The sequence below is a fragment of the Nocardia sp. NBC_00565 genome (genome assembly GCF_036345915.1).
GTDB lineage: Bacteria > Actinomycetota > Actinomycetes > Mycobacteriales > Mycobacteriaceae > Nocardia.
Genome location: NZ_CP107785.1, coordinates 924,517 through 949,983, shown reverse-complemented (window position 1 = coordinate 949,983; position 25,467 = coordinate 924,517). Strand labels below are relative to the sequence as shown.

27 protein-coding genes, 1 tRNA gene and 1 pseudogene are annotated in these 25,467 nt (G+C 65.8%); 8 read left to right on the top strand and 21 right to left on the bottom strand.

The window, feature by feature from the left end; genetic code table 11:
* Window positions 1–21: 21 nt before the first annotated feature.
* From OG874_RS04720 to OG874_RS04695, 6 genes and pseudogenes are all read right to left on the bottom strand, one after another.
* Window positions 22–792 (bottom strand): ABC transporter ATP-binding protein, encoded by a 771-nt coding sequence (locus tag OG874_RS04720; protein ID WP_330257175.1) that lies wholly within the window; start codon window positions 790–792, stop codon window positions 22–24.
* Window positions 793–858: 66 nt separating this feature from the next.
* Window positions 859–1,815: pseudogene (locus OG874_RS04715) on the bottom strand (ABC transporter ATP-binding protein); the annotation flags it as partial.
* The gene (locus OG874_RS04710) at window positions 1,812–3,251 is read right to left on the bottom strand and encodes a branched-chain amino acid ABC transporter permease (RefSeq protein ID WP_330253901.1); all 1,440 of its coding nucleotides are present in this window, start codon (window positions 3,249–3,251) and stop codon (window positions 1,812–1,814) included. The pseudogene OG874_RS04715 and the gene OG874_RS04710, both read right to left, overlap by 4 nt.
* Complete coding sequence (locus OG874_RS04705) at window positions 3,248–4,285, bottom strand: branched-chain amino acid ABC transporter permease (RefSeq protein WP_330253900.1); 1,038 nt, start codon at window positions 4,283–4,285, stop codon at window positions 3,248–3,250. The genes OG874_RS04710 and OG874_RS04705 overlap by 4 nt, the downstream gene beginning before the upstream one ends.
* An 89-nt stretch (window positions 4,286–4,374) precedes the next feature.
* A complete protein-coding gene (locus OG874_RS04700; protein WP_330253899.1) occupies window positions 4,375–5,589 on the bottom strand; it encodes a branched-chain amino acid ABC transporter substrate-binding protein in 1,215 nt (404 codons plus the stop codon).
* A gap of 231 nt (window positions 5,590–5,820) precedes the next feature.
* Window positions 5,821–6,438, bottom strand: coding sequence for an ANTAR domain-containing response regulator (locus tag OG874_RS04695; RefSeq protein WP_330253898.1), 618 nt, complete (start codon window positions 6,436–6,438; stop codon window positions 5,821–5,823).
* A 224-nt stretch (window positions 6,439–6,662) separates the two neighbouring features.
* On the opposite strand from OG874_RS04695, the gene OG874_RS04690 reads away from it, so the two are divergent.
* From OG874_RS04690 to OG874_RS04675, 4 genes are all read left to right on the top strand, one after another.
* Window positions 6,663–6,749, top strand: a tRNA-Leu gene (locus OG874_RS04690).
* Between the two features lie 125 nt (window positions 6,750–6,874).
* Window positions 6,875–7,387: a monooxygenase family protein gene (locus tag OG874_RS04685; RefSeq protein WP_330253897.1), complete on the top strand. Its 513-nt coding sequence runs from the start codon at window positions 6,875–6,877 to the stop codon at window positions 7,385–7,387.
* A 254-nt stretch (window positions 7,388–7,641) separates the two neighbouring features.
* Window positions 7,642–8,262: an arsenate reductase/protein-tyrosine-phosphatase family protein gene (locus tag OG874_RS04680; RefSeq protein ID WP_330253896.1), complete on the top strand. Its 621-nt coding sequence runs from the start codon at window positions 7,642–7,644 to the stop codon at window positions 8,260–8,262.
* Window positions 8,263–8,382: 120 nt separating this feature from the next.
* A complete protein-coding gene (locus OG874_RS04675) occupies window positions 8,383–8,793 on the top strand; it encodes a hypothetical protein (protein WP_330253895.1) in 411 nt (136 codons plus the stop codon).
* A gap of 138 nt (window positions 8,794–8,931) precedes the next feature.
* Here the strand turns inward: OG874_RS04675 and OG874_RS04670 are convergent, their stop codons facing one another.
* From OG874_RS04670 to OG874_RS04620, 11 genes are all read right to left on the bottom strand, one after another.
* Window positions 8,932–9,840, bottom strand: coding sequence for an acyl-CoA thioesterase (locus tag OG874_RS04670; RefSeq protein ID WP_330253894.1), 909 nt, complete (start codon window positions 9,838–9,840; stop codon window positions 8,932–8,934).
* A 2-nt stretch (window positions 9,841–9,842) separates the two neighbouring features.
* Window positions 9,843–11,261 carry a pyruvate kinase gene (gene pyk / locus OG874_RS04665; RefSeq protein ID WP_330253893.1) on the bottom strand — a complete coding sequence of 473 codons (1,419 nt, stop codon included), beginning with the start codon at window positions 11,259–11,261 and terminating at the stop codon, window positions 9,843–9,845.
* A 137-nt stretch (window positions 11,262–11,398) separates the two neighbouring features.
* A complete protein-coding gene (locus OG874_RS04660) occupies window positions 11,399–12,067 on the bottom strand; it encodes an amino acid ABC transporter permease (RefSeq protein WP_330253892.1) in 669 nt (222 codons plus the stop codon).
* A 5-nt stretch (window positions 12,068–12,072) separates the two neighbouring features.
* Window positions 12,073–12,828, bottom strand: coding sequence for an amino acid ABC transporter substrate-binding protein (locus OG874_RS04655; RefSeq protein ID WP_442943283.1), 756 nt, complete (start codon window positions 12,826–12,828; stop codon window positions 12,073–12,075).
* Window positions 12,829–13,031: 203 nt separating this feature from the next.
* Window positions 13,032–13,544, bottom strand: coding sequence for a TM2 domain-containing protein (locus OG874_RS04650; protein WP_330253891.1), 513 nt, complete (start codon window positions 13,542–13,544; stop codon window positions 13,032–13,034).
* 80 nt (window positions 13,545–13,624) lie between these two features.
* Window positions 13,625–14,839: a prolipoprotein diacylglyceryl transferase gene (lgt, locus tag OG874_RS04645; RefSeq protein WP_330253890.1), complete on the bottom strand. Its 1,215-nt coding sequence runs from the start codon at window positions 14,837–14,839 to the stop codon at window positions 13,625–13,627.
* Window positions 14,840–14,913: 74 nt separating this feature from the next.
* Window positions 14,914–15,714 carry a tryptophan synthase subunit alpha gene (gene trpA, locus OG874_RS04640; protein ID WP_330253889.1) on the bottom strand — a complete coding sequence of 267 codons (801 nt, stop codon included), beginning with the start codon at window positions 15,712–15,714 and terminating at the stop codon, window positions 14,914–14,916.
* Window positions 15,711–16,982 (bottom strand): tryptophan synthase subunit beta, encoded by a 1,272-nt coding sequence (gene trpB / locus OG874_RS04635; protein WP_330253888.1) that lies wholly within the window; start codon window positions 16,980–16,982, stop codon window positions 15,711–15,713. Before trpB ends, trpA begins: the two co-directional genes overlap by 4 nt.
* Window positions 16,979–17,797 (bottom strand): indole-3-glycerol phosphate synthase TrpC, encoded by an 819-nt coding sequence (trpC, locus tag OG874_RS04630; RefSeq protein ID WP_330253887.1) that lies wholly within the window; start codon window positions 17,795–17,797, stop codon window positions 16,979–16,981. Before trpC ends, trpB begins: the two co-directional genes overlap by 4 nt.
* A 129-nt stretch (window positions 17,798–17,926) precedes the next feature.
* A complete protein-coding gene (locus OG874_RS04625) occupies window positions 17,927–18,694 on the bottom strand; it encodes a TIGR02234 family membrane protein (protein ID WP_330253886.1) in 768 nt (255 codons plus the stop codon).
* Window positions 18,691–20,247, bottom strand: a complete 1,557-nt coding sequence (locus OG874_RS04620; RefSeq protein ID WP_330253885.1) for an anthranilate synthase component I — start codon at window positions 20,245–20,247, stop codon at window positions 18,691–18,693. The genes OG874_RS04625 and OG874_RS04620 overlap by 4 nt, the downstream gene beginning before the upstream one ends.
* A 200-nt stretch (window positions 20,248–20,447) precedes the next feature.
* Here OG874_RS04620 and OG874_RS04615 point away from each other — a divergent pair, with 200 nt between their 5' ends.
* The 4 genes from OG874_RS04615 to OG874_RS04600 all read left to right on the top strand — a co-directional run bounded on the left by OG874_RS04615 (window position 20,448) and on the right by OG874_RS04600 (window position 22,659).
* Window positions 20,448–20,756, top strand: a complete 309-nt coding sequence (locus tag OG874_RS04615) for a hypothetical protein (protein WP_330253884.1) — start codon at window positions 20,448–20,450, stop codon at window positions 20,754–20,756.
* A 97-nt stretch (window positions 20,757–20,853) separates the two neighbouring features.
* Entirely contained in the window at window positions 20,854–21,318 is a 465-nt protein-coding gene (locus tag OG874_RS04610) for a peroxiredoxin (RefSeq protein ID WP_330253883.1), read from the top strand.
* An 87-nt stretch (window positions 21,319–21,405) separates the two neighbouring features.
* A complete protein-coding gene (locus OG874_RS04605; protein ID WP_330253882.1) occupies window positions 21,406–22,014 on the top strand; it encodes a permease in 609 nt (202 codons plus the stop codon).
* 201 nt (window positions 22,015–22,215) lie between these two features.
* Entirely contained in the window at window positions 22,216–22,659 is a 444-nt protein-coding gene (locus OG874_RS04600) for a MarR family winged helix-turn-helix transcriptional regulator (RefSeq protein ID WP_330253881.1), read from the top strand.
* A 41-nt stretch (window positions 22,660–22,700) separates the two neighbouring features.
* Here the strand turns inward: OG874_RS04600 and hisI are convergent, their stop codons facing one another.
* The 4 genes from hisI to hisF all read right to left on the bottom strand — a co-directional run bounded on the left by hisI (window position 22,701) and on the right by hisF (window position 25,463).
* Entirely contained in the window at window positions 22,701–23,045 is a 345-nt protein-coding gene (gene hisI / locus OG874_RS04595; protein ID WP_330253880.1) for a phosphoribosyl-AMP cyclohydrolase, read from the bottom strand.
* Between the two features lie 268 nt (window positions 23,046–23,313).
* A complete protein-coding gene (locus OG874_RS04590) occupies window positions 23,314–23,475 on the bottom strand; it encodes a hypothetical protein (protein ID WP_330253879.1) in 162 nt (53 codons plus the stop codon).
* Window positions 23,476–23,598: 123 nt separating this feature from the next.
* The gene (locus OG874_RS04585; RefSeq protein WP_330253878.1) at window positions 23,599–24,543 is read right to left on the bottom strand and encodes an LLM class F420-dependent oxidoreductase; all 945 of its coding nucleotides are present in this window, start codon (window positions 24,541–24,543) and stop codon (window positions 23,599–23,601) included.
* Between the two features lie 146 nt (window positions 24,544–24,689).
* Complete coding sequence (gene hisF / locus OG874_RS04580) at window positions 24,690–25,463, bottom strand: imidazole glycerol phosphate synthase subunit HisF (RefSeq protein ID WP_330253877.1); 774 nt, start codon at window positions 25,461–25,463, stop codon at window positions 24,690–24,692.
* Window positions 25,464–25,467 lie beyond the last annotated feature (4 nt).

The window sequence follows — 25,467 nt, the reverse complement described above, 5'->3', positions numbered from 1 at the left end:
GTCACGACTTTTCGCCGACTCCTACCCCACGCCCAGGTACGCCGACTTCACCGCGGGATCGGTGAGCAGGTCCCCGCCGACACCGGTCTTGGTGACCTCACCGGTCTCCAGGATGTAGGCGCGGTCGCTGCGGGTCAGTGCCTGCTGGGCGTTCTGCTCCACCAGCAGCACCGTGGTGCCCTGCTGGTTGATCTCGCTGATGATCCGGAAGATCTGCTGAATCACCATGGGCGCCAAGCCCATCGACGGTTCATCGAGCAGCAGCAGGCGCGGGCGGGCCATGAGCGAGCGGCCGATGGCCAGCATCTGCTGCTCACCACCGGAGAGCGTGCCGCCGACCTGCTTACGCCGCTCCGACAGCCGCGGGAACAGCTCGAAGACCCACTCCAGCGTCTGGCCGTACTCCGCCTTCTGCTTGAAAGCCCTTCCGTAGCAACCCATGTCGAGGTTTTCCTGGACCGTCATACCGGGGAACACGCCCCGGCCCTCCGGCGCCTGGATCAGCCCGTGGGTCACCCGTTCGTGTGCCTTCATCTGCGTGATGTCGCGGCCCTCGAACTTGATCTTGCCGCGGGTGAGCGGCAGCAGGCCCGAGAGCGCACGCATGGTGGTGGTCTTGCCCGCACCGTTCGCACCGAGCAGCGTGACCAGCTCGCCCTCGGCGACGCGGAGCGAAACCCCGTGCAGCGCTTGAATTCTGCCGTAGTTGACGACCATGTCCTCGACTTCGAGCAGCGGCTCGGCTCCGCCGAAGTCGCGGACCTCGGGCTTGCGATCGGCGCCATAGACCATCGGCTCGGCATCGCTCGGCTGCTCCGGTTCGACCACGTCGACTACGGCGGTGGCCTTTTCGGCCGCCGCGGTCTCGGTATCCGGAACGCCCAGGTACGCCGCGATCACGTCCGGGTTGTCGCGGATATCCGCGGGCAGTCCGTCGGCGATCTTGCGACCGAACTCCAGCACCACGATCCGGTCCGTCACGCCCATGACCAGGCGCATATCGTGCTCGATCAGCAGCACGGTGAACCCGTCGTCGCGGATCTTGCGGATCAGATCCATCAGCGCCGACTTCTCGCTCGGATTGAACCCGGCGGCGGGTTCGTCCAGGCAGAGCAGTTTCGGCTCGGTGGCCAACGCGCGGGCGATCTCCAGCCGACGCTGATCGCCGTAGGACAGATTGCGCGCCTTCTCCACCGCACGCGGTGCGATGCCGACGAATTCGAGCAGGGCCATACCGCGCTCGATCGCGTCCTTCTCCTCGCTGCGGTGGCGCGGCGTGCGGAAGATGGCACCGGGCACCGAGGTCTTGTGTCTGGCATCGGTGCCGACGACCACATTCTCCAGCGCGGTCATCTCACCGAACAGCCGCACATTCTGGAAGGTGCGGGCGATGCCGAGCCGGGTGATCTCGTTGCGCTTGGTCTTCGTCAGCGGCGAGCCGTCGAAGTACACCAGCCCCGAAGCCGGTTTGTAGACGCCGGTGATCGCGTTGAAGCAGGTGGTCTTGCCCGCGCCATTGGGTCCGATCAGTCCGAGGATCTCGCCGCGGCGGATCTCGAAGCTGACATTGTCCAACGCGGTCAGACCGCCGAACTTCACCGTGAGGCCGTCGGTGCGCAGCAGCGGCGCACCGACCTCGGTCTCGATTTCACGGTGCGGCGCAACCACATCCGCGACGACATCGGCATCGGCGAGCACCGGGATCACCGCGGTGACATCGACCTCACCCGCGCTCTCGACCTCGGGCGGCGCGGCGTAACCGGCCGCCATATCCTCGTTGTCGAACAGGGCGTCACCCGCGCCGGGCCCGGTCATCGTCGCGCTCCGATCAGTTCACGCTCGGCCGGTTTGCGCACGGCCTGATACACCTGCCTGCCGAAGGTGAGCAGCTTCTGCCGCACCGGGAACAGACCCTGTGGCCGCAGAATCATCATGACCACCAACGTGATTCCGAAGTACATGTACTTGAGGTCACCCAGCGACTGTGCGCCGCCGACGCGGAACAGCAGCACGCTGCCGAACAACAGCGCGCCGAGCACACCGGTGACCACCATGCCCGTGATGACACCGCGGCGTGGCCACGGACTCAGGTCATCGGCCTTGTACTTCCACAGCACGATCAACGCGACGAAAACCAACACGTCCAGGGCCAGCAGGAGGTATCCGGTCGATTCGTTGCTCACCAACTTCACCGACTGCAGTCGGGCAGGCAGATAGGCGATGATGAACGCGCCGAAGATGACTCCGAGCTTATTGCCCTGACCACCGATGACGACCGCACACAGGAACAGCATCGAGTTGATGATGTTGAACCCGGTCGGGTTGATGAACTGCACCTGCCCGGCGTAGATCGCGCCGGACATGCCGCCCACCGCCGCGCCGATGAGGAATGCCCACAGCTTGAACTTGAAGGTCGGCACGCCCATGATCTCGGCGGCGTCCTCGTCCTCGCGGATGGCCACCCAGGCGCGGCCGACCCGGCTGCGTTCCAGATTGCCCACGATCAGCAGCACGATGATCACCAGCACCATGGCGAACCAGTACCACCAGGTGCCGTAGCTGGCCCGGTCGAGCAGGTTCGCGCTGTCGGCGTTGCCGCTGTTACCGCCGGAGAACACGCCTTCCGGCTTGCTGGCGGATTCGCCGACGTGCGGGAAGGCGACGCCGGACAGACCGAGGCTGCCGTTGGTGATGTCGGAGAGATTGTCGGCGAGCAGCCGCACGATCTCACCGAAGCCGAGGGTGACGATCGCGAGGTAGTCACCGCGCAGCCGCAGTGTCGGGGTGCCGAGGATGAGGCCGGAGATCGCCGTCACCGCCACCGCGATCGGCAGACATGCCATCCAGGCCCAGGTCGGATTCAGCCAACCGCCGTCGGTTTGGTTCCACGGACTGTTCGGACTGGTGAGTAGACCGACCGTGTAGGCACCGATGGCATAGAAGCCGACGTAGCCGAGGTCGAGCAGACCCGCCTGTCCGACAACGACATTCAGGCCGATGGCGATCAGCGCGTACATCGCGACCTGCGCCATGACCAGGCCGAAGTTGTAGCCGGGGGTGTCCAGCAGCGGCGGCGGGAACAGCGGAAGCAGCGCGAGCAGAATGAGAATCGGCACGCCGACACCCCATTGCGCGGGGCGGCTCAGACCGTCCCACCAGGTCCGAACCGCATCGCCCACACCGTGTTTCGGCGCAGCCGACTTGGGCGGCTCGGGAGCGGGCGTATCTGGGGTCGTGGTCGAATCGGTCATGCGCGGGCCCTCCCGAGACTCTCACCGAGGATGCCGGTCGGGCGGATCATCAGCACCAGCACCAGCACCACGAAGGCGACGACATCGCGCCATTCCGAGCCGAGCAGCGATTGACCGTACTGTTCCACCACACCCAACAGGATGCCGCCGAGCAGCGCGCCGCGCAGGTTGCCGATGCCGCCGAGCACCGCGGCGCTGAATGCCTTGATACCCAGGATGAATCCGCCGGAGTAGATGATGCCCTGCGGGATCTTGATCGCGTACAGCAGCGCGGCCGCACCGGCGAGCACACCGCCGATGAAGAACGTCAACATGATGACCCGCTCCCGCGAGACGCCCATCAGCGTCGCGGTATCCGGATCCTGGGCGACGGCGCGGATGCCGCGACCGAACTTGGTCCGGTTGATCAGCACCTCGGTCACGATCGCGAGGGCGATCGCCGCCAGCACGATGAGCAGCTTGATGTTGTCGACATCGGCACCGAAGAAGCTGAACTGCACACTGGGCTCGACCAGTTTGACCGGCTGCTGCGCGTTGGTGCCGCCGAGCTTCGGATTGATCTTCGGCAGGATGAAGTGCACGAATTCCTGGATCACGAACGACATACCGATCGCCGTGATGAGGAAGCTGAGCGGTCTGGCCCCGCGTTTGCGCAGCGGCCGATAGGCCACGCGCTCCAATCCGACCGCGGCGCCGCCGGATACCAGCATGCCGATGATCATCGCGAGCGCGAGATAGATGACGGTCAGGACGATGCCCTGGGTATACACGTCGGGATTCGCCACGAATCCGAACACCATGAGCCCGATCAACTGACCGAACATACCGAGCATGAATATTTCCGAATGGGCGAAATTGATCAGCCGCAATACGCCGTAGACCAAGGTATAGCCCACGGCGACCAAGGCGTAGATGGAGCCGTAGGTCACCCCGTCGACGGTCAGTCGCCAGAAGTTATCGATCACTCCGTGGTAGTTGAAGTCGATCGACCCGCTGGCGAGTTGTACAGCGCCAGCCAATGCCGTTGATTTCATTCGTCTTCTGCCCTCACTCCATTCGCCCACCGCACAGCGGCACGTACGGGGTCACGACCCCCGTACGTGCCGCTGTGTCGGGTTGTGGGCTACTTGACCTCGTAGATCCAGATCAGTGCGTTGGACAGTTCACCGGTCGCGTTCCACTTGTACTGACGCGCCAAACCGTTGCCCTCGTAGGACCGCACGTATTCCAGCAGGTCGGGGCGGGTCAGCTTACCGGCGTCGATGCCCTTGGACAGGATCGTGGTCAGATCGTAGCCCTCGACGGAGTACACGCCCGGCTCCGCGCCGTTGAGTGCTTTGTAGTCCTTGGTGAACTGCTCCGGCGCCGGACCGCACGGGCAGGACAGCACCGCGCCCTTGGCCGAGCTACCGGCCTGCGCGACGAACTGCGGATCGTTGGTGCCGTCGGCGGAGACGAAGACCGCCTTGACGCCACCGGACTTCAACTGCTGGGCCAGCGGGGCGCCCTCGGAGTAGTAGCCGGAGTAGAAGATGGCGTCCGGCGCGGCGCTCGCGATCTTGGTGACCGTGGCGGAGAAGTCCTTGTCACCCTTCTTGATGCTGGCGTTGCAGGACGCGTCGTTCGCGGAGCCGAGGCCATCGATGATCGACTTGGCCAGACCGGTGCCGTAGTCGGTGTTGTCCTGGATGACACAGACCTTCTTGTAGCCCGCGGTGTTGATCAGGTACTTGCCGACGGACGGACCCTGCACGCCGTCATTGGCCAGACCACGGAAGAAGCTGGTCCAGCCGTTCTGGGTCAGCGTCTCATTGGTGGCCGAGGCGGTCGTCGAGACCAGGCCGGCGTCGCTGAGGATCTTGCCGGTCGCCTTGGTCTCACCGGAGAACGCCGGACCGACCAGGCCGATGATCGACTTGTCGTTGACGATCTGCGGGATGACCTGGGTGGCCTTCTGCGGGTCACCCTCGGTGTCGAACTGCTTGAGCTCGATCTTGCAGCCCGGGTTGGCCTTGTTGTGCTTGTCCAGCGCGAGCTTCACACCGTCGACGATGTTGATGCCGAGGGCCGCGTCCGGACCGGTGAGCGCGCCCGCCATGGCGATCGCGGTGCCCGCCGGGCAGGTGGCCTTGCCATCACCGGCCGGGTCGACAGCGGCGGCGGAGTCCGACTTGGGCACCTGCTTGCCGTTGGCATCGATCTGCATGACCGGCTGAATCGTCAGGCCACCAGCGCCACTGCTGCCGGAGGTACCACCCGAACCGCCGTCGGTCGATTTATCGCTGCACCCCGTCAACACGAGTGCGGCGGCGGCACCGATGGCCAATGCACCCCGCATCGAACGACTGCGCCATGTCGAACTAAGCACGTTTCACCTCTACGTCCTGTGCTCCCCCGGGCTCTCTCCGAGGAGGCCGACCACGTCAGCCCGGTCAGAACATAGCGTTGGTACGTTAGCGGCGCATCACATTCGGATCATCCGAATGAGATCGTTTCGTATTTTTCATCGCGATAAGGTTTCCGGAAAGTAAAATTTCCGGCCTTCATCAGCCGGGGCGCAAGGACTGGCCTACTTCGGGGCCAGATTTTCCAGCACCACCTCGGCTACCGCCTTCATGGTAGTGCGACGATCCATCGCGGTGCGCTGAATCCACTTGAATGCCTGCGGCTCCGACAGCCCCTGGGTCTGCATGAGCACGCCCTTGGCGCGCTCGACGAGCTTACGCGTCTCGAGGCGGTCGGACAGGTTGGCGACCTCGTTCTCCAGCGCGGTGATCTCATGGAAGCGGCTGGCCGCCAGTTCGATGGCCGGCACCAGATCCGACTTGGTGAACGGCTTGACCAGATACGCCATCGCCCCCGCGTCGCGCGCCCGCTCGACCAGGTCACGCTGACTGAACGCGGTCAGAATCACCACCGGCGCAACGCGTTTCGACGCGATCTCGGCGGCGGCATCGATCCCGTCGCGACGCGGCATCTTCACATCCATGATGACCAGATCCGGCCGATGCTCCACCGCGAGGTCGACCGCCTGCTGGCCGTCACCCGCCTCACCGACAACCTGATAGCCCTCTTCGGTCAGCATCTCCACCAGATCCATCCGGATGAGCGCCTCGTCCTCGGCGACGACGACCCGCTTCGCGCCGGCGTCCCGCTTCGTGGCGGCGCCCCCTGCTGTGTTGCTCATAGGTAGACCCCTCTGGTTCCGATGCCGTATCCCCGACACACGAAAAGGCGGCCATGGCCCCTGGATACCGGTCCATCGACTCGCCGTCGCTGTCGAGTGCTGTAAAGACTACCTTTCACTTCGGCATACAACCCATATACCCTGCGCAAACCGGTCGATCATCACTTCGGGCCCGGCGCATTCGTGGTTTCGGGCACGCACCCGCTATGCTTTCCCACCGGTGCGCCGATTTGGCGGAACTGGCAGACGCGACGGTCTCAAAAACCGTTGTCCGAAAGGACGTGTGGGTTCGAGTCCCACAATCGGCACCAACTGGTAGGCGGCCCATGCTCTTGGCGAGCATGGGCCGTCCGCGTTCGTCGAACCGAAGGTTCGCCCATGTCGTAGTTCCGGCATAGGGTTGCACGTAGACACCCTATTTGCGGAGGGTTGCGACATGCGGGTGAACAGGACGACCGTCGATCTATCCGGGTATCCGGACCTGGTCGTCATCTATCTCGGGATGCGTGTGCGCAAGCCCCGCGGCATGCTGCGATTGCTCGGCCTGGGGCCGAAACTCTATCGGTCGCACAAAGACCGCCCGGACGGGCTGTTGCTGCACGAGGACGTGATCTGGTCGCTGTATCCGCCGCATTGGGGGGCGCGGCAGTATTGGCGGGATCTGGATTCGCTGGAACGCTGGACACGCTCTGCCCCGCACCGGGATTGGTGGCAGAAGTTTCTGCACGACTCCGGCGGGACGGGTTTCTGGCACGAGGCATACTTCATGCGCGGCGGGATCGATGCGATGTACGACGATATGGAGGGGGTCTCGGGGTTGCCGCGATTCGCGCCCGTCGTTGCCATGCGCGGGCGGATGTTCTCGACCCGGGGGCGAGTGCACGATGAAGAGGCCAAGGTCGCACCCGTGATTGCCGAATCCGCTTACTACAGTGGCGAGTCCGAGTAACCGCGACCAATCGGATCCCCAACCGTGGCAATACCGTGATGGTTGAAATCGATTGCGCAGGGGTACCTTCAGCTGGACGCCCAGACCTCGATTACCGATCGACTGCCTAACGGCAACGCGTATCGAGCGTCTCTCTGAATACCGGGGCGTACTTCGTGTACGGCACTTGACCAGCAGATGAACAAGTGTCCGCGGCGCTGTGATTCGCTCGTATCGGCCTTCTAGTTCGCCCCTGGGCGTCCTACCGTATGCGCATGCACGTCCTGTTCGTCTGCAACGGCAATGTGTGTCGTTCGGTGATCGCCGAACGGCTCACCCGCGCCGTAGCGGTCGAATTCGACCTGCCCGGGCTCACCGCGGAGAGCGCGGGAACCCGTGCGCTGGTTGGCTTTCCGATCGAACCACTCGCGGCGAAAACCATCGAAGGGCTGGGCGCGGACGCCGCTCATTTCCGGGCCCGCAAGCTCAAGCCGGAGCTGATCGACCGCGCGGACCTGATACTCGCGATGACCGAACAGATCCGCGATCAGGCGGCGGATATGGGATTCGGGGCGGTGCCGCGGACCTTCACACTGCTCGAGGCATATCGCATCGCCAAGGTCACCGGCGCCGACACCATCGCCGATCTGCATCGCGCGCGCAATGACCTTTCGCTGGTCGGCCGGGAGAATATCGCCGATCCGGTCGGGCTGTCGGAGGCCGCGTTCTGCGAAGTGGGCGACCGGATCGCCGAGGCATTGGTGCCGCTGCTGCTGGCATTGGCGCCGCACGAGCAGACCGGGCCCATCGAAGACGAGCGTCCGGGCCTGGTCGTCCAGCCCGGGGCGGCACCCGCCCCGCTCGCGGCCTTCCTCGCCGCGCACCGGATCAGGTGACACGCAGGGCGCGGTGTCCAACTGATACGGCGAGGGATTAGACTCGCCCCAGCGCGCACGCGCCCGCTTTCACGGAGAACTTCCGCCCGTTGATGGTTCGACACACGACAGGAATCAGACATGCCGAAACGAATTTCGGATGTTTCGCTCCATGTTTATGTGACACCGGAAACCCTCGATCGCGTCGTCGACTCGGTGCGCGCGGTGGTGGACGACCACCTCCAGGACCGCGACGTATTCGCATGGCGCTTCACGCTGCCCGTCGAGTCCGACGCCGCGGCACACAGCCTGCTCGAAACCCAGTGGCGGGTAGACCATCCCGACACGGACCCGGGTGCGCGGCGCACCTATGAGATCGCGCTCAGTCTGGTCGGTGCACCGCGCGATCTGACCGCACCGAGCCTAGCCGCGCTGGAAAAACGGCTGATGCTGGAAACCGCAAGCTACCCAACGGATCTGGAGATCCCGCGCACCATTCGGATGCAGCGCCGAGACACATTCGAATTCGAAACCGAGCGCGAATCGCTATAACGCTCCCGGACCTTCGGCCGACAACTAAGTGCCACGAGGCTCGCGCCGCGGACCGGCGGCAGGGCAACTCGTCGGTGTTGGACGTCCCCGACGAGTTACCCAGGTACCAACGAAATCAGTTGTCTCTCTTGGAGAAACTCACGCGCGCGGCGGGAAGTGGCGGATGACGCCTTCCTGGACCACGGTGGCGAGCAGTTCGCCACCGCGCGAGAAGAATCGGCCGGTGGCCAGGCCGCGCGAGCCGGCGGCGACCGGCGACTCGGTGGCATAGAGCGCGAACTCGTCGAAGCGGAACGGGCGGTGGAACCAGATCGAGTGGTTGATCGTCGCGGCCACGATGCGGTCCAGGCCCCAGGACAGGCCGTGGGTGGTGATGATCGAGTCCAGCACTGTGGTGTCGGATGAATAACCAAGCGCCGCAACGTGAATCAGCGGATCATCGGGCAGCCTGCCGTCGGTGCGCATCCACACGCGGTTGTGATTGAGCCGCTCCCCCGTGCCCTTCAGGATCCAGGCCGGGTCGTTGGTGTAGCGCATGTCGATGGGGTGCGGCGCCTTGACGAACATCTGCAGCTTGTCCTCCAAGCCTTCGAAGCTCTCCTCGACCCGCGGCAGCGTCTCCGGATCCGGCACCTCCGGCTGGGGATGTGCGTGCTCGAGTCCCTTGCTCCAATCCTGGAACGCGGCGAGCATGACGAACAGCTCCTGACCGTCCTGGGTCGCGGTGACCGTGCGGTTGGCCAGGGAACGTCCGTCGCGGTGGCGGTCGACCCGGTACTCGATCGGCTTCTTCACATCGCCGCCGCGCACGAAATGCGCGTTGACGACGTGTAGCGGACGGTCGCCGTCGACCGTCCGTCCCGCCGCCATGATCGCCTGCGATACGAGCTGACCGCCGAACGTGCGGCTCCAGACCTTCTCCGGATGCTGGCCGACGAAGACGTCCTCGTCGACCCGCTCCAAATCCAACAGCCCGAGCAGCACCTGCAGATCAGAACTCGCAGCGGCCTCACCGAGACCGACTGCACCACCTAGCGACGCACTCACAATTAATGGTCCTCCTCACCGATACGGTGCACGTGGATCAGATTGGTGGACCCGACAGTACCGGGCGGCGAGCCTGCCACGATTACCACCAGATCACCTTTTTGATATCGCTCCATGGACAGCAGTGCTACATCCACCTGGTGGATCATCGCATCGGTGCTGTCCACCGTCGGGACGATGAAGGTTTCGGTGCCCCACGTGAGCGACAGCTGGCTGCGCACCTCCGGAAGGGGAGTGAACGCCAGCAACGGCAGCGGGGTGTGCAAACGAGCCAGGCGGCGAACCGTATCGCCGGACTGGGTGAAGGCGACCAGCGCCTTGGCATTGAGCCGCTCGCCGATATCGCGGGCGGCGTAGGAGATGACACCGCGCTTGGTGCGCGGCACGTGGGTCAGCGGTGGCACCCGGGTGGATTCGTTCTCCACCGCATGCACGATCCGGGCCATGGTGCGGACCGTCTCGATCGGGTACGCGCCGACCGAGGTCTCGCCCGACAGCATCACCGCATCGGCGCCGTCGAGCACCGCATTGGCCACATCGGAGGCCTCGGCGCGAGTCGGGCGCGAGTTCTCGATCATCGACTCCAGCATCTGGGTCGCGACGATGACCGGCTTGGCGTTCTCACGGGCCATCTGGATGGCGCGCTTCTGCACGATCGGCACCTGCTCGAGCGGCAGTTCGACGCCGAGGTCACCGCGGGCGACCATGACCGCGTCGAAGGCGAGCACGATGGCCTCGAGGTTATCGATGGCCTCGGGCTTCTCCAGTTTGCCGATCACCGGCACGCGGCGACCGACGCGATCCATCACGTCGTGCACCAGCTCTACGTCCGAGGGCGAACGCACAAAGGACAGCGCGATGAAGTCGACGCCCAACTTGAGCGCGAATTCGAGGTCCTCGATGTCCTTCTCGGACAGGGCAGGCACGGAAACGTCCATACCGGGCAGCGATACGCCCTTGTTGTTGCTGACCGGTCCGCCCTCGGTCACCCGGCAGACGACATCGTTGCCCTGGACCCCGATGACGGTGACGCCGACCTTGCCGTCGTCGATGAGCAGGCGGTCGCCCGGTTTGGCGTCCTTGGCCAGCTCCTTGTAGGTAGTGGAGACGCGATCGTGGGTGCCCTCGATCTCGTCGACGGTAATACGGACCTCGTCACCGTTGGCCCAGACGGTCTTGCCCTCTTTGAAGCGGCCGAGCCGGATCTTCGGTCCCTGCAGGTCGGCAAGGATGCCGACCGCACGACCGAGGTGGTCGGAGGCCTGCCGCACCTTCTTGTAGTTCTCGGCGTGGTCGGAGTGTTCGCCATGGCTGAAATTCAGCCGCGCCACATCCATGCCACTCTCGACGAGTTCCCGAATACGTTCCTCGGTAGCCGTCGCTGGGCCGAGAGTGCACACAATCTTCGTCCGTCGCATCACGGGTAGAGCCTAGTCCCGTCTGGTACCCGCAGACTGCTGTGGCCTCGGTGAAAGCTAGGTGAAAAATATGTACCAAGGCTTAGCAGAAGGTACAAAGGGGTCGTGACCTACGGCAGGTAGGCACGGATGAGGGAACCTCAGCGCGCGACGTGGCGAGACAGGCGGGTCTCCAGACGGGTCTGACCGAAGCCGAGGATCAGGCAGATCACCCAGTAGTAGAGGGCGGCGACGCCGTAGAGGGCGAAGAAGTCGAAGGTCGGGGCCGCTGCCAGTTGGGCGGTGCGCAGTAGTTCGGTCACCAGGATGGTGGAGGCCAGCGAGGTGTCCTTCACCAACGAGATGAGCGTGTTGGACAGCGGCGGTACCGCGATGCGGGCGGCCTGCGGCAGGATGATCAGCCGCAGTTCCTGCGCGTAGGACATGCCGAGTGCCTTGGCCGCCTCCCACTGGCCGTGCGCGACACTCAGGATCGCGGCGCGCACGACCTCGGCGGCGTAGCCGCCGACATTGAGGCTGAACGCGATCACCGCCGCCGGGAACGGATCGATCACGATATTGAACTGCGGCAGCGCGTAGAACACGATGAACAGCTGGACCAGCAGCGGCGTGCCGCGAATGATCGAGATGTAGAACCGGGCCGGACCCGAGAGGAACCACGTCGGCGACATCCGTGCCAACGCCACGAACAAAGCGATGGCCAAGCCGATGACGAAGCTGATCGCGGTCAGCGGAATGGTCTTGTCGATCGTGGCCTGCAGCATCGGCCACAGGTTGTGCCAGATCAGTTCCCTGGTCGCGGGGTCCACGACGGCTATTTGCTGACGTCGGTGCCGAAGTACTTCTCGGAGATCTTCGCCAGCGTGCCGTCGGCGCGCAGTGCGTCGAGGGCGGAGTTGATCTGACCGATCACGCCATCGTCCTTGCGCGCGGCGAATGCCTGGTGGCTGACCTCGCCGGTCTTGGCGGCGACCTTCACGCTGGTATCGCCGTTCTTCTTGGCGTACTCGAGCACGGCGAGGCTGTCGTTGACGGTGGCGTCGACGCGGCCGGTCTTCAGCAGCTGGATGGCCTGCACGAAGCCCTCCACCGCCTCGACTTTCGCACCCGCGCCCTCGGCGACCTTGGCCCAGTTGCTGGTCGCGGACTGTGCGCTGGTCTTGCCTTTGAGGTCGGCGAGCGAGGTGATGCCGTTGTTGTCGGCGCGAGTGACGATCACCCCCTCGGAGGTGGTATACGACTGCGACAGTGCGTATTTGGCCTTGCGCTCGTCATTGATGGTCACCTGGTTGGCGACCAAGTCGAAGCGCTTGGACTCGAGACCCGCGAAGATCGCGTCCCACGGCGTCTGCACGAACTCGATCTTCTTGCCGATCTTGTCCCCGACCGCTTGGATCACCTCGACGTCGTAGCCGGTCAGCTTGCCGTCGGAACCCTGGTAGCTGTAGGGCGAGTAGGTGCCTTCCGTCCCGACCTTCAGCACGTTCGGATCGCTGCTGCTGCCGCACGCGGTGAGTCCGGTGGCGGCGACGATGGCGAGCATGGCGGCGGCGAACAGCTTGCGGCGCACGGAAGTCCCTCTCTTCGGTGTGCGAACCACGACAACATCCGCACACGACACAAAAACCCGGCTCAGGCTACGCCAGGAACATACCGATCGACAGGATTGCGATCATGGTGCGCCGAATCCTCGCACAATGGGCCCGGAATCGCGATGGCCCCGCCGCATCGTCATCGGATGCGACGGGGCCCGTCGTCAGCTGTACGCGGTGATCAGTCGCGCAATGGCCGCCCGAGGCTGTCGGGCACCTTGCCGACCAGCATCATGATGCCGTCGATCAGCGGCCAGATACCACCGATACCACAGGTCAACCAGGTGACCGCGATCTGAGCGATGGCGATGCCGGTGTGGCCGGTGTAGAAACGGCCGATGCCGAACGCGCCGAGGAAGATCTGCAGCAGACCCGCGGTCAGCTTCTGCTTGTCCGAGAACGGAACACCGAACGGGTCGCGGCCGTAGGGCGCTTCCGGATCGTTCGGGTTGTAGCCGCCCGGGTACGGCGCGGGCGGGTAGCCTCCCGGCTGCTGACCGTACGGATCCGGCTGACCGTACTGCGGCTGACCGTACTGCGGCTGACCGTACTGGGGCTGCTGCGCATAGGGATCCGGCTGCTGCGGATACTGCGGCTGGCTCTGATCAGGCGCCTTGTTCAGATCCGGCCCCGTACCGGGCGGACCGTACTGCGGTCCACCGAATTGTGGGTTGTTCTGGTAAGGGTCGGTCACGAAATGTCCTCCTCATTTGTGCGGGTACCCTCTGGCCCCCGGCCTGTTGATCTGCCGAGCAGGACGATGCCTCGCGACGATCACGAGTCATTCTTAGTGGAATCGGCTACTTTTGTCGCCTCCGACGCCACCGGCTCGACATCCGCGACCTTGGCGGCGACGGACTCCTCTGAGTTATCGCCGGTGATATCCGGTTCGTTGCCAGAGTCGGCGGATTTGATCAGATCGGCCTTCGCGGTTTCTTCGTCCTGGTCGGCCTGGTCCACAACCGCCTTATCGTCCTTCTTCGCATGCGCGGCCGCCTTGGCCGCTTCCGCCGCGGACGCGGCCTCCGACTCGGCGCCCGCGGCCCGCAGCGCGCGGAACTGCCAGGGCCACGGTCGGGTCGCTGTGGTGGGTTGCAGTTGATCCGCCGTCTCGCGCCCCTTGGTCGCGAAGACGAAATAGGCTATGGCGGCAAGAAATACGAGCGCCGAGGTGAACGAGTTGATCCGGATCCCCGCGATCTTGGTTGCCTCGTCATCGCGCAGCAGCTCGACGAAGAAGCGACCCAGGCAGTATCCGGCCACATACAGCGCGAACAGGCGGCCGTGGCCGATGCGGTAGCGCTTATCGATCTGCACCAGCAGCACGACGATCAGCAGATTCCAGATCATCTCGTACAGGAACGTCGGCTGCACGACCTTATCGGCGGCACCTTCGGCGACGCCATTCATCATGTCGAGCTTGCCGTCACGGTCGAACCGCAGGTAGATCTCCAGACCCCACGGCACATCGGTCTTGCGGCCGTAGAGCTCCTGGTTGAAGTAGTTGCCGATGCGGCCGATGGCCTGCGCCAGCAGGATCGGCGGCGCGATCGCATCACCCAACGCGGGCAACGGAATTCGATACACCCGGCAGCCGATCCAGGCGCCGACGCCGCCGAGGAAGACCGCACCCCAGATGCCGAGGCCGCCCTGGTAGATCTTCAGCGCGTCGATCGGGTGACCGTCGGCGCCGAAGTACTTCTGCCAATCGGTGGCCACGTGGTAGAGCCGCCCACCGACCAGCCCGAAGGGCACCGCGAACATCGCAACGTCGAGGATCGCGCCCTTCTGCCCGCCGCGCTCCTGCCAGCGCCGCTCACCCCACCAGATGGCGACGACGATGCCGATGATGATGCACAGGGCGTAGGCCCGTAGCGGGAACGCACCGATATGCCACACGCCCTGCGACGGGCTGGGGATGTAGGCCAACACATCAGCGGTGACGGCACCGTTGCTCAGGACGCTGTCTGCGAGGACTCGTAAGGTCACGGCCCCAACCGTAGCGGAGCGTGGCGGCACAGCGAGATTCGCGGTCGGCGCGCCCTTATCGGCTGCGGAGGCGGCTAGGAGGCGACGGTCGCGGAGCGCACGCCCTCGGCCAGTTCGGCCGTGAGTGCCCGCACCGCGTCGAGCCCTTCGGCCGCGGCGGTCACCAGTGCCGAGCCCACGATGACACCGTCTGCGTAGGAGGCGATTTCGGCCGCCTGCGCACCGGAGCGCACACCGAGGCCGACGCCGATCGGGATATCGGAATGGGCGCGGATGCGCGCGCACAGCGCCGGGGCGGCGGAGGAGACGACATCGCGGGCGCCCGTGACGCCCATGGTCGAGGCCGCGTAGACGAAGCCACGGCTGGCCTCGAGGGTCTTGACCAGGCGCTCCTCGGTGGAGGACGGTGCGACCAGGAAGATGCGGTCCAAATCGTGCGCGGCCGAGGCGACGAACCAGTCGTCCGCCTCTTCCGGAATCAGATTCGGGGTGATGATGCCGGACCCGCCCGCAGCGGCCAGATCCCGGGCGAAGCGGTCGACACCGTACTGCAGCACCGGATTCCAGTAGCTCATCACCACGGCCTTGCCGCCCGCCCGCGTGATCGCCTCGACGACGGAGAACACATCGCGCACCCGGACGCCGCCGCGCAACGCCTGCTCGGCCGCGGCCTGAATGGTCGGTCCGTCCATCACCGGATCGGAGTAGGCGACGCCGACTTCGACTATGTCGCAACCGGATTCGACCATGGTGCGGCACACCTCGATCGATCCGGCCAGATCCGGGTAGCCCGCGGGCAGGTAGCCGATCAGCGCGGCCCTGCCCTCCGCGCGGGCGGCGGCGAAAGTGTTGGCTAGCCGGGACTGCTGACTCACTGGTGGCTCTCCTTATCGGCGTGGTCGTCGAACAGGCCGAACCATCGTGCCGCCGTGTCCATATCCTTATCGCCGCGCCCGGACAGGTTCACCAGGATGACCGCGCCCTTGCCCAGTTCCTTGCCGAGCTCGAGCGCACCGGCCACCGCGTGCGCGGACTCGATCGCCGGGATGATGCCCTCGGCACGGCTCAGCAGCAACAGCGCGTCCATCGCCTCGACATCGGTGATCGGCCGGTATTCGGCGCGACCGATGTCCTTGAGGTAGGCGTGTTCGGGGCCGACGCCCGGATAGTCCAGACCCGCCGAGATCGAATGCGATTCGATGGTCTGGCCGTCCTCGTCCTGCAGCAGATACGAGTACGCGCCCTGGAACGCACCGGGTGTGCCGCCGGTGAAAGTGGCCGCGTGCCTTCCGGTCTCGACGCCGTCACCGGCCGCCTCGTAACCGATCAGCCGCACGCCGGCATCGTCGATGAAGGGGTGGAAGATCCCGATGGCATTGGAGCCGCCACCGACGCAGGCGGTGACCGCATCGGGCAGCCGACCGATGAGCGCCTGCACCTGAGCGCGCGCCTCCATGCCGACGATGCGCTGGAAATCGCGCACCATCATCGGGAACGGGTGCGGACCCGCGGCGGTGCCGAAGCAGTAGTAGGTGGCGTCGGCATTGGTGACCCAGTCGCGCAGTGCCTCGTTGATCGCGTCCTTGAGCGTCTGCGATCCCGTGGTCACCGAGATCACCTCGGAGCCGAGCAGCCGCATGCGGGCCACGTTCAGCGCCTGACGCGCGGTGTCGACAGCGCCCATATAGACGATGCACTCGAGACCGAGCAGCGCGCACGCGGTCGCGGTCGCGACGCCGTGCTGCCCCGCACCGGTCTCCGCGATCACGCGGGTCTTGCCCATGCGCTTGGCCAGCAGCGCCTGGCCCAGCACATTGTTGATCTTGTGCGAACCGGTGTGGTTCAGGTCCTCGCGCTTGAGGATGATGCGCGCGCCACCGGCGTGCTCGGCCAGCCGCCGGCATTCGAATATCGGCGACGGGCGGCCGGTGTAGTCACGCTGCAGCCGGTCCAGTTCATCCAGGAAGGCCGGATCCAAGCGACACTTCTCGTATTCGGCGGTGACCTCCTCGATCACCGCCATCAGCGCCTCGGGCACATGCCGACCACCGTAGACGCCGAAGTGACCGCCGAGATCGGGCTCGTGACCGCTGCGCTCGTGCACACCGTCCGAAGCCTTTGGCAACGTTGTCACCGTGCTCACCGGCCCCGCCGCGCGGGCTTCGGGCAGGACGGGTGGGTGCCCGCGGTTACCAGCTCGGAGACGGCGGCACGCGGATCACCGCTGGTGACCAGGCCCTCGCCGACCAGGACGGCGTCCGCACCCGCACCGGCGTAGGCCAGCAGGTCGGCGGTGCCGCGGATGCCGGATTCGGCGATGCGGATGACCTCGGTGGGCAGGCCGGGCGCAATGCGCGCGAATACGTCCCGATCCACTTCCAGGGTCTTGAGATTGCGGGCGTTCACGCCGATCATGGAGGCACCGGCTTCGAGCGCGCGGTCGGCCTCTTCCTCGGTGTGCACTTCCACCAGCGCGGTCATGCCGAGCGATTCGGTGCGGTCGATCAGCGAGCTCAGCACGTCCTGTTCCAGTGCCGCGACGATGAGCAGAATGACGTCCGCGCCGTGCGCGCGGGCCTCATGGATCTGGTAGGGCCCGACGACGAAGTCCTTGCGCAGGATCGGAATGCTCACGGAGGCGCGGACCGCGTCCAGGTCGTCGAGCGACCCGTGGAAGCGGCGGCCCTCGGTGAGCACGCTGATGATGCGCGCGCCGCCGTCCTCATAGGACTTGGCCAGGCTCGCCGGGTCCGGGATGTCCGCGAGCTCGCCCTTGGAGGGGCTGGCGCGCTTGACCTCGGCGATGACGCCGATGCCGTCTTCGAGGAGCGCGGCGCGGGCGTCCAGCGGCGAGGGCGCCGCGGCGGCGGCCGCTTTGATCGCCTGGAAGTCCAGGAGGGCTTCCCGAGCGGCGACATCCGAGCGGACCCCGTCGAGAATCGAGTCGAGTACCGTCATCTGGCTCGAATCCTTTCTGGGGAGACGGACTTGCTGCCTGAGAATCCCCCCAGGCGCTGTCTCACCGATGCTGACAAAGAATAAATGGCTGCTTGTGGCGCAGCTGCGCCGGGGTTTGTAGTCACCTGCTCAGACACCCGATCCCCCGGGTTTGCCCTGATCATGGTCGACCGAATCGGCGGGTGCCACAGTGGGCTTCGTCGCTTCCTCGGTGGGGTCGGTGCCCGCGTCCAACGCGTCCCAGAGCACGCGCTCGGAGAGTTGCCCGGGGGTCGCCGTGGTATCGCCCGACGCCTCATCTGTGCGCTGCTGCGTCACCTGCTCGGTGGCGGCGGCGCGGCGGAACACCGGGTTGTCGTACTTGCCGGACAGCCGGGCGGCCGCCGCGGGCATCCGGGCCAGCAGGACACCGGCCACAAAGGCCGCCAGCGCTCCCACCAGCGAAAGCACGGCCGGGAACTGAGCAGTGACCACCTCGGTGACCGTCGCGCGCCCAGGTAGCTCCGCCAGGGTGGCGGCGCGGGCCGCGGTCGCGCCGGACTTGGTCAGCAGGGCGAATGCGGGGACCGCGGTCACCGCGGCGACCAAGCCGATGAGGACGCCGAACATGCGCCGCAGCCAGCCGCGGGTGGCCAGTACCGCGGCGATGGCGGCGAGCAATACCAGGGCCAGCGGAGTGAGCGCGCCGAACCAGACGCCGCCGTTCAGTTTGTCGGTGCGTGGTTCGGTGAGGCCGTCGGTGGACGAGACAGTTACCCAGGTCATTCTGGACGCCCCCCACAGCGCCGCCGCGGCGATGGCGAGCAGGACGATCGCCCCGATCGGATACTTGCGCTTCGCGGGTTCAGCGGTCGCGGAGTCGGTGGGATCGGTATCGGTGGGATGCGAGCCGGTCATTCCGCGCCGCCGTGCTCAGGGGCGGGCGCGCCGTAGGCTCGCACGGTTTTCGCGGACGCTACCGCCCGCAGCACCGCCATCGCTTTGTTGCGGGATTCGACGTCCTCGTAATCCGGATCCGAATCCGCGACGATGCCCGCCCCCGCCTGCACATAGGCGGTGCCGTCTTTCAGCAGTGCGGTGCGGATGGCGATCGCGGTATCCGCGTCGCCCGCGAAGTCGAGGTAGCCGACGACGCCGCCGTACACGCCGCGACGAGTGGGCTCGAGCTCCTCGATGAGCTCCATCGCCCGCACCTTCGGCGCGCCGGACAGGGTGCCTGCGGGGAAGCAGGCGTTGACCGCGTCCAGCGCGATCTTGCCCGGCGCGAGGCGCCCGGACACCGTGGAGACCAGATGCATGACGTGGCTGTAGCGCTCGATGTGCCGGTACTCGGTGACGCGTACCGTGCCCGGCTGGCATACCCGGCCCAGATCGTTGCGGCCGAGGTCGACGAGCATCAGGTGCTCGGCGTTCTCCTTCTCGTCGGCCAGTAGCCCCTTCTCCAGCAGCAGGTCGTCCTCCTCGGTGACGCCGCGCCACCGGGTGCCCGCGATCGGATGTGTCGTCGCCACACCCTCTTTCACGGTTACCAGGGATTCCGGGCTGGAGCCGACGATCGAGAACGCGGTGCCGCCGTCGCCGTCCGGAATGTGGATGAGGTACATGTACGGGCTGGGGTTGGAGGCACGCAGCATCCGATACAGGTCCAGCGGCGCGCCGTCGTAGTCCATCTCGAAGCGCTGCGAGAGCACGACCTGGAAGGCCTCCCCCGCCTCGATCTCCTTGACCAGACGGCGCACCCCCGCGCCGAATTCGTCGGTGGTGCGCCGACGCAGGTACTCCGGGTCGGGCTGATCGAAGACCGATACGGTCGACTCCGACGGTGTCGCCAGCGCGGCGGTCATCCGATCGAGCCGGGCCACCGCGTCGTCATAGGCCTCGTCGACCCGTTCCGCGGTGCCGTTCCAGTTGACCGCGTTGGCGATGAGCGTGATCGCGCCCTCATGGTGATCGAAGGCCGCGAGGTCGGTGGCCAGTAGCAGCACCATCTCCGGCAGCCGCAGATCATCGATGGCCAGGGTGGGCAGCCGTTCCATCCGGCGCACCGCGTCATAGCCGAGATAGCCGACCATGCCGCCGGTCAGCGGGGGCAGGCCGGGCAGCCGCTCGGTCTGCAGCAACCGCAGGGTCTCGCGCAAGGCCACCAGCGGATCACCGCCGGACGGCGCGTCCACCGGGGTGTGTCCGAGCCACGCCGCTTCCCCGTCCACAACCGTCAGCGCGGACGGACTGCCTGCGCCGATGAACGACCAACGCGACCACGACCGCCCGGTCTCCGCGGACTCGAACAGGAAGGTACCGGCCCGATCACCCGCGAGTTTGCGGTAGGCCGACAGCGGAGTTTCGGAGTCCGCCAGCACCTTTCGGGTGACCGGGACCACCCGATGCTCCGCAGCCAGTAGGTGGAACTGTTCGCGGGATGTGGTGGTGGGAGTGGACGCGCCAGGCATGACGCCATCATCCCAGCTGGGTCCGACACGCTGTCGGTGCACCCTGCCGTAGCGATTGGGATTGCTGGCAGGTCGCTCCAAAGAACCAGCCCTCTGAACCGACTGACCGGTTGTGACGCACTGTAAGGGGCCGGTGACGGGCGTCACTACACTCGCCCCGTTCGATCCAACACGCGGTATCCATTCCGAGAGGAGACAAGATGTACCCCTCGCAACCAGGTGCGCTGGAGGGCCGGCACGCCGCCGGACCGGGCATGCCAGGTCAGCCCCCGCGGATGGTCGGCCTGCATACGATGGGCGGCTTACAGGGCTCCACCCCCGTGAATGCCCTAGCGTCCTTCGTCACCTACGTGAAAGCGCTAGAAGCCCTGGACAAGCACCACTTTCCGGACGAGTACGCCATACACAGCGACCGGATCAAGGAGCTCAGGCCGTTCCTGCGCGCGCACGGGATTCTCGATGTCATGGAGATCAAGAATCCGGAGGTCGCCGCACTCATCGGTGCCTGAGGAAGGTGCTCGTCCCCGTCATCGCGATCCGCTCGGACCACGACGGGGACGAAGCGCCGGGGCGCCGAACCGACCCCGCGCCCGGTACTGTCCCACTATGCAGTCAGGTCAGCTCGCTCCCGAGTTCGAGCTTCCCGATCAGTCCGGTACACCGCGTTCGCTCGATGCCCTGCTCGCGAACGGTCCCGTGGTGTTGTTCTTCTACCCTGCCGCGAACACGCGGGTGTGCACCGCGGAGGCCTGTCATTTTCGCGATCTGTCCGCCGAATTCGCGGCGCTCGGCGCGTCCTGCGTCGGCATCAGCACCGACAAGGTGGACGTGCAGGCCGGGTTCGCGGAGCGACAGAATCTCGGCTATCCCCTGCTCTCCGACGCAGACGGCACGGTGGCCGCCCAGTTCGGGGTGAAGCGGGGTCTGCTCGGGATCGTGGCACCGGTCAAGCGGCACACATTCGTGATCGACCCGGATCGCAAGATCGCCAAGGTGATCACCGGGGAGTTGCAGGCCAACGTGCACGCGGACGAGGCGCTGAAGTTCCTGCGCGAGCGCGCTCTTCAGTAGCCCTGACCGCGGCCGCTTCCGCCGGCCGTCTCGAAACACCACGTCGATGATCATCACCGCACCTGTTGCCCGGCATACGCTGGGTTCATGACTTCGAGCGAGGTTCGGCCGGACGGGCAGAAATCCACGCTGGCCACGTGGCGCACCCGGATCATCGGCGCACTGGCGGTCGTCGCGGTGCTGGTCATCGCCTATTTCATTCTGGCCGCGTTCATCCCCCGCTGGTGGGCGCAGCGCCTCGCCGAGCTGGTGAGCGGCAGTTTCAGCAAGGGCATCGGCTGGGGTCTGGTCTACGGAGTACTCGGTACCGCGCTCCCGTTGTTCCTGCTGCTGTCCGCCACGCTGGTGTGGAAGCGCCGGGCCGGCAAGTTCATCGCGGGCGCCGCCGCGCTGCTCGCGGTGATCACCGCGATTCCGAATCTGATGACATTGTCGATCGTGCTCGGCGGCAACAGTGCCGCGCATGCCGGTCAGCGAATCCTGGATGTCGACGCGCCCGCCTTCCGCGGTGCGTCACTGGTCGGTGCCATCGTCGCCGTCGTGGTCTTTCTCGCCGCGGTGTTCCTGATCGTCGCGAGGCGCCGGCGGCGCAAACATCCCGGCGAGTCGGCAGCGCCGAAACCACCGCCCGCGGTCGCCCCGCAAACGCCGACAGTCACCCCGGACACGTCGGCGACACGCCAACAAACCCTGTGAGTGACCTCACGTCGATAACGAACTTCATGACGGTCGAGCGAAGTCGTGGCAAACTCATTCACGCGAGTGACCGTGAACATGCTTTTCAATAATCGTTAGGCTCACCAACAAGAACACGTCACTTGGCTCGAAAGAAGGCATCCAGTGACGAAGTGGCTCGACCCGGACGAACAACGAGCTTGGCACGCAATCGTGGCGCTGATGACACGTCTACCAGGCGCTTTGGATACTCGACTGCAGCGCGAATCCGGGGTTACGCATTTCGAATACTGGGTGCTCACCCTGTTATCGGAAGAGCCGGGCCACCGTCTGCAGATGAGTGAGCTTGCCCACAAGGCAAATGCATCGCTATCACGACTCTCGCATGTCGTATCGAAGCTGGAGCGGATGGGCTGGGCGCAACGCTCAGCAACCACCGGTCGGCGCGGTGTGCAGGCAGTGCTCACCGACGAAGGCTACTTGAAGGTCATCGAGGCGGCGCCCGGTTATCTGGACGCGGTGCGGCGGTTGGTATTCGACGGTCTCGATGCCCAGCAGACGGCGCGGCTGGCCGAACTCAGCGAGACCCTTGCCGCGCGCCTCGTCGACACGCTGAACCAGTCCAACGGACGGCCGACAGACCGCGACGATCAGCCGCATTCGTAGGCGCGCGACCTTATCGGGGGCTCGACGACTTCCGGGTCTGGTCAGTTGTCGGCGAGCAGCAGGTCGGAATCGAAGCAGGTGTGGGTGCCGGTGTGACAGGCCGCGCCCTCCTGGTCGACCACGAGCAGGATGGTGTCCCCGTCGCAGTCGAGGCGGACCTCGTGCACGTACTGGGTATGACCGGAGGTCTCGCCCTTGACCCAGTACTGCTGGCGGGAACGCGAATAGTAGGTCGCCTTACGGGTTTCCAGCGTGCGGGCCAGCGCCTCGTCGTCCATCCAGGCGACCATCAGCACATCGCCGGTGCCGCGCTCCTGCGCGACGGCGGCGACGAGGCCGGCATCGTTGCGCTTGAGCCGGGCGGCAATCGCGGGGTCGAGAGTCATGCCACCGTTATACAGGTCGGCAAACAATTCGACTCGGTCGGCGTCCTCGGTCATTAGTGATGCCGCTCGAGCACCGCGATAAGCGCGGCTCCGGCTGATTATCCGACGACGTGAGCGCATTCTTTCGAAAGGCAATTGTCGTGCTCACGATAATGGTCCGTACCGACGTGCGCGAATTACATCGAATTCTTTGACGGCGATAGCTGGCGAATGCGGTTGCGCAGGAGCGGAATCCGTTCATCTCGGGCCTGGTATGCCGGGCCCGTGATCACTGCTCGGGCGGCGGAATCAATTCGAAGTGTTCGGCCGCAGCCTTTTTCGCGCAGGCGGCCCTGCCGGTGACCAGACTCACGCCGCCGCGGTGGGCGACCAGCCACTTGCCACAGACACAGCGCAGATAGCGAACGGAGCCATGCGACGACACCAGCATCGGCGAGGGCCAAGAGCATGAGGGACACACGGCGGACATGGACGCCAAGCCTGGGTAACTATCGGGCAGATAGCAATCACCGCGACGGCGTGGCGGCCGAACTCTGCGAGAATCGTTGCACGGTCAGGCAGTGCGAGCGCGGTTCAGCTCACCGAGCACCTGCCAAGTGCGCCGGCGATCGGCATCGGTCGCCAGATCGGTCTGGGCGACAACGACATCGGTGGCGCCCGCGTCGAAATACGCGGCGATCTGGTCGGCGAGGGCTCGTTCATCGCCGATCACGGCCAGGTCGGCGGCGTGCGATGCACCGGAGAGCTCGATCATTCGCTTATAGGAGGGAATGTCGTTGTAGAAGGCCATTTGTTCGGTGGCGGTCGCGCGGGCGGTGTCGACGTCCGCGGTGACAACGCCTGGGACCATGGCGACGATGCGGGGGCGCGGGCGTCCGGCTTGTTCGGCGGCCGCGGTGATGGGAGCGACGATGTGCTCAGCCAAGGCTTGCGGGCCGACCAGGAATGGCATTGTGCCGTCGGCCAATTCGGCGGTGACGCGCAGCGCCTGCGGGCCCATCGCCGCGACCAGGACGGGAACCGTGGGTTCGGCGCCCGCGACCACTGCGGGCATCGGTGTTACCGCGGTGAGGGTTTCACCGCGGAACTCCACTTCGCCGTTGGCGAGCACGCCGCGCAGTGCGGCGAGGAATTCGCGGAGGCGGGCGATGGGGCGGTCGTAGGGTGCGCCGAAGGCCGACTCGGTGAGGAAGCGGGCGCCGAGGCCGACACCGAGAGTGAAGCGGCCATGGGTTGCGGCCTGGGCGGTTTGAGCTTGGCTGGACATCAGCAGGGGATGTCGTGCGGCGATCGGCACAACGGAGGTGCCGACCTCGAGCTCCGGCACCTCTCGGCCGACGATGCCCGCGAGGCCGATCGTGTCGTGGCTGAACAGCTGGCCGAACCAGAGCGAACTCACGCCGACGGCGGCAGCCTCCTTCCCCAGGACGACGGCGGCGTCCACCGCATTGTCGCTGGCGTCGAGGCCGAAGGGAGACAACGCAATTCCGATACTCACCCCTGCTGCAACCGCAACCCACGCACCGAGCATTCCCCGGCGGCAACCAACCCCGCACCTCCACTTCGGCGCTTACCGGTTGCACGCCGCGCACAGGCTGCAACTATGCGACGCGTAAAGGTGGTGCGCGACGACCGGTTTGCGACCTAGCGGACGATGATCCGCTCGGCGCGCATCGCGGCTTTGACCTGCGGGATGGTCAGGTCACCGAAGTGGAAGACGCTGGCCGCCAAAACCGCGTCCGCACCCGCCTGGACGGCGGGCGCGAAGTGCTCGACCGCACCTGCTCCCCCGCTCGCGATCACCGGCACCGAAACCGCCTCGCGCACCGCCTTGATCATCGGCAGGTCGAAACCGGCCTTGGTGCCGTCCGCATCCATCGAGTTGAGCAAGATCTCGCCGACGCCGAGTTCGGCTCCGCGCACGGCCCACTCGATGGCGTCGATACCGGTGCCGCGTTTGCCGCCGTGCGTGGTGACCTCCCAGCCGGACGGGGTGTCGGGCTGGCCGTCGGGCACGGTGCGGGCGTCCACCGAGAGCACGATGCACTGGGAACCGAACCGCTCCGACATTTCGCGCAGCACCTCGGGGCGCGCGATGGCGGCGGTGTTGACCGAAACCTTATCCGCGCCCGCGCGCAGCAGCCGGTCCACATCTTCCACCGTGCGCACACCGCCGCCGACGGTGAGCGGAATGAAAATCTGCTCGGCCGTGCGGGTTACCACATCGATCATGGTGCCGCGGTCGCCGGTGGAGGCGGTCACGTCGAGGAAGGTCAGCTCGTCGGCGCCCTGCAGATCGTAGGCGGCGGCCAGTTCGACGGGATCGCCCGCATCGCGCAGGTTTTCGAAGTTGACGCCCTTGACCACCCGGCCCGCGTCGACATCCAGGCACGGAATCACGCGTACCGCCAACGTCATCGGC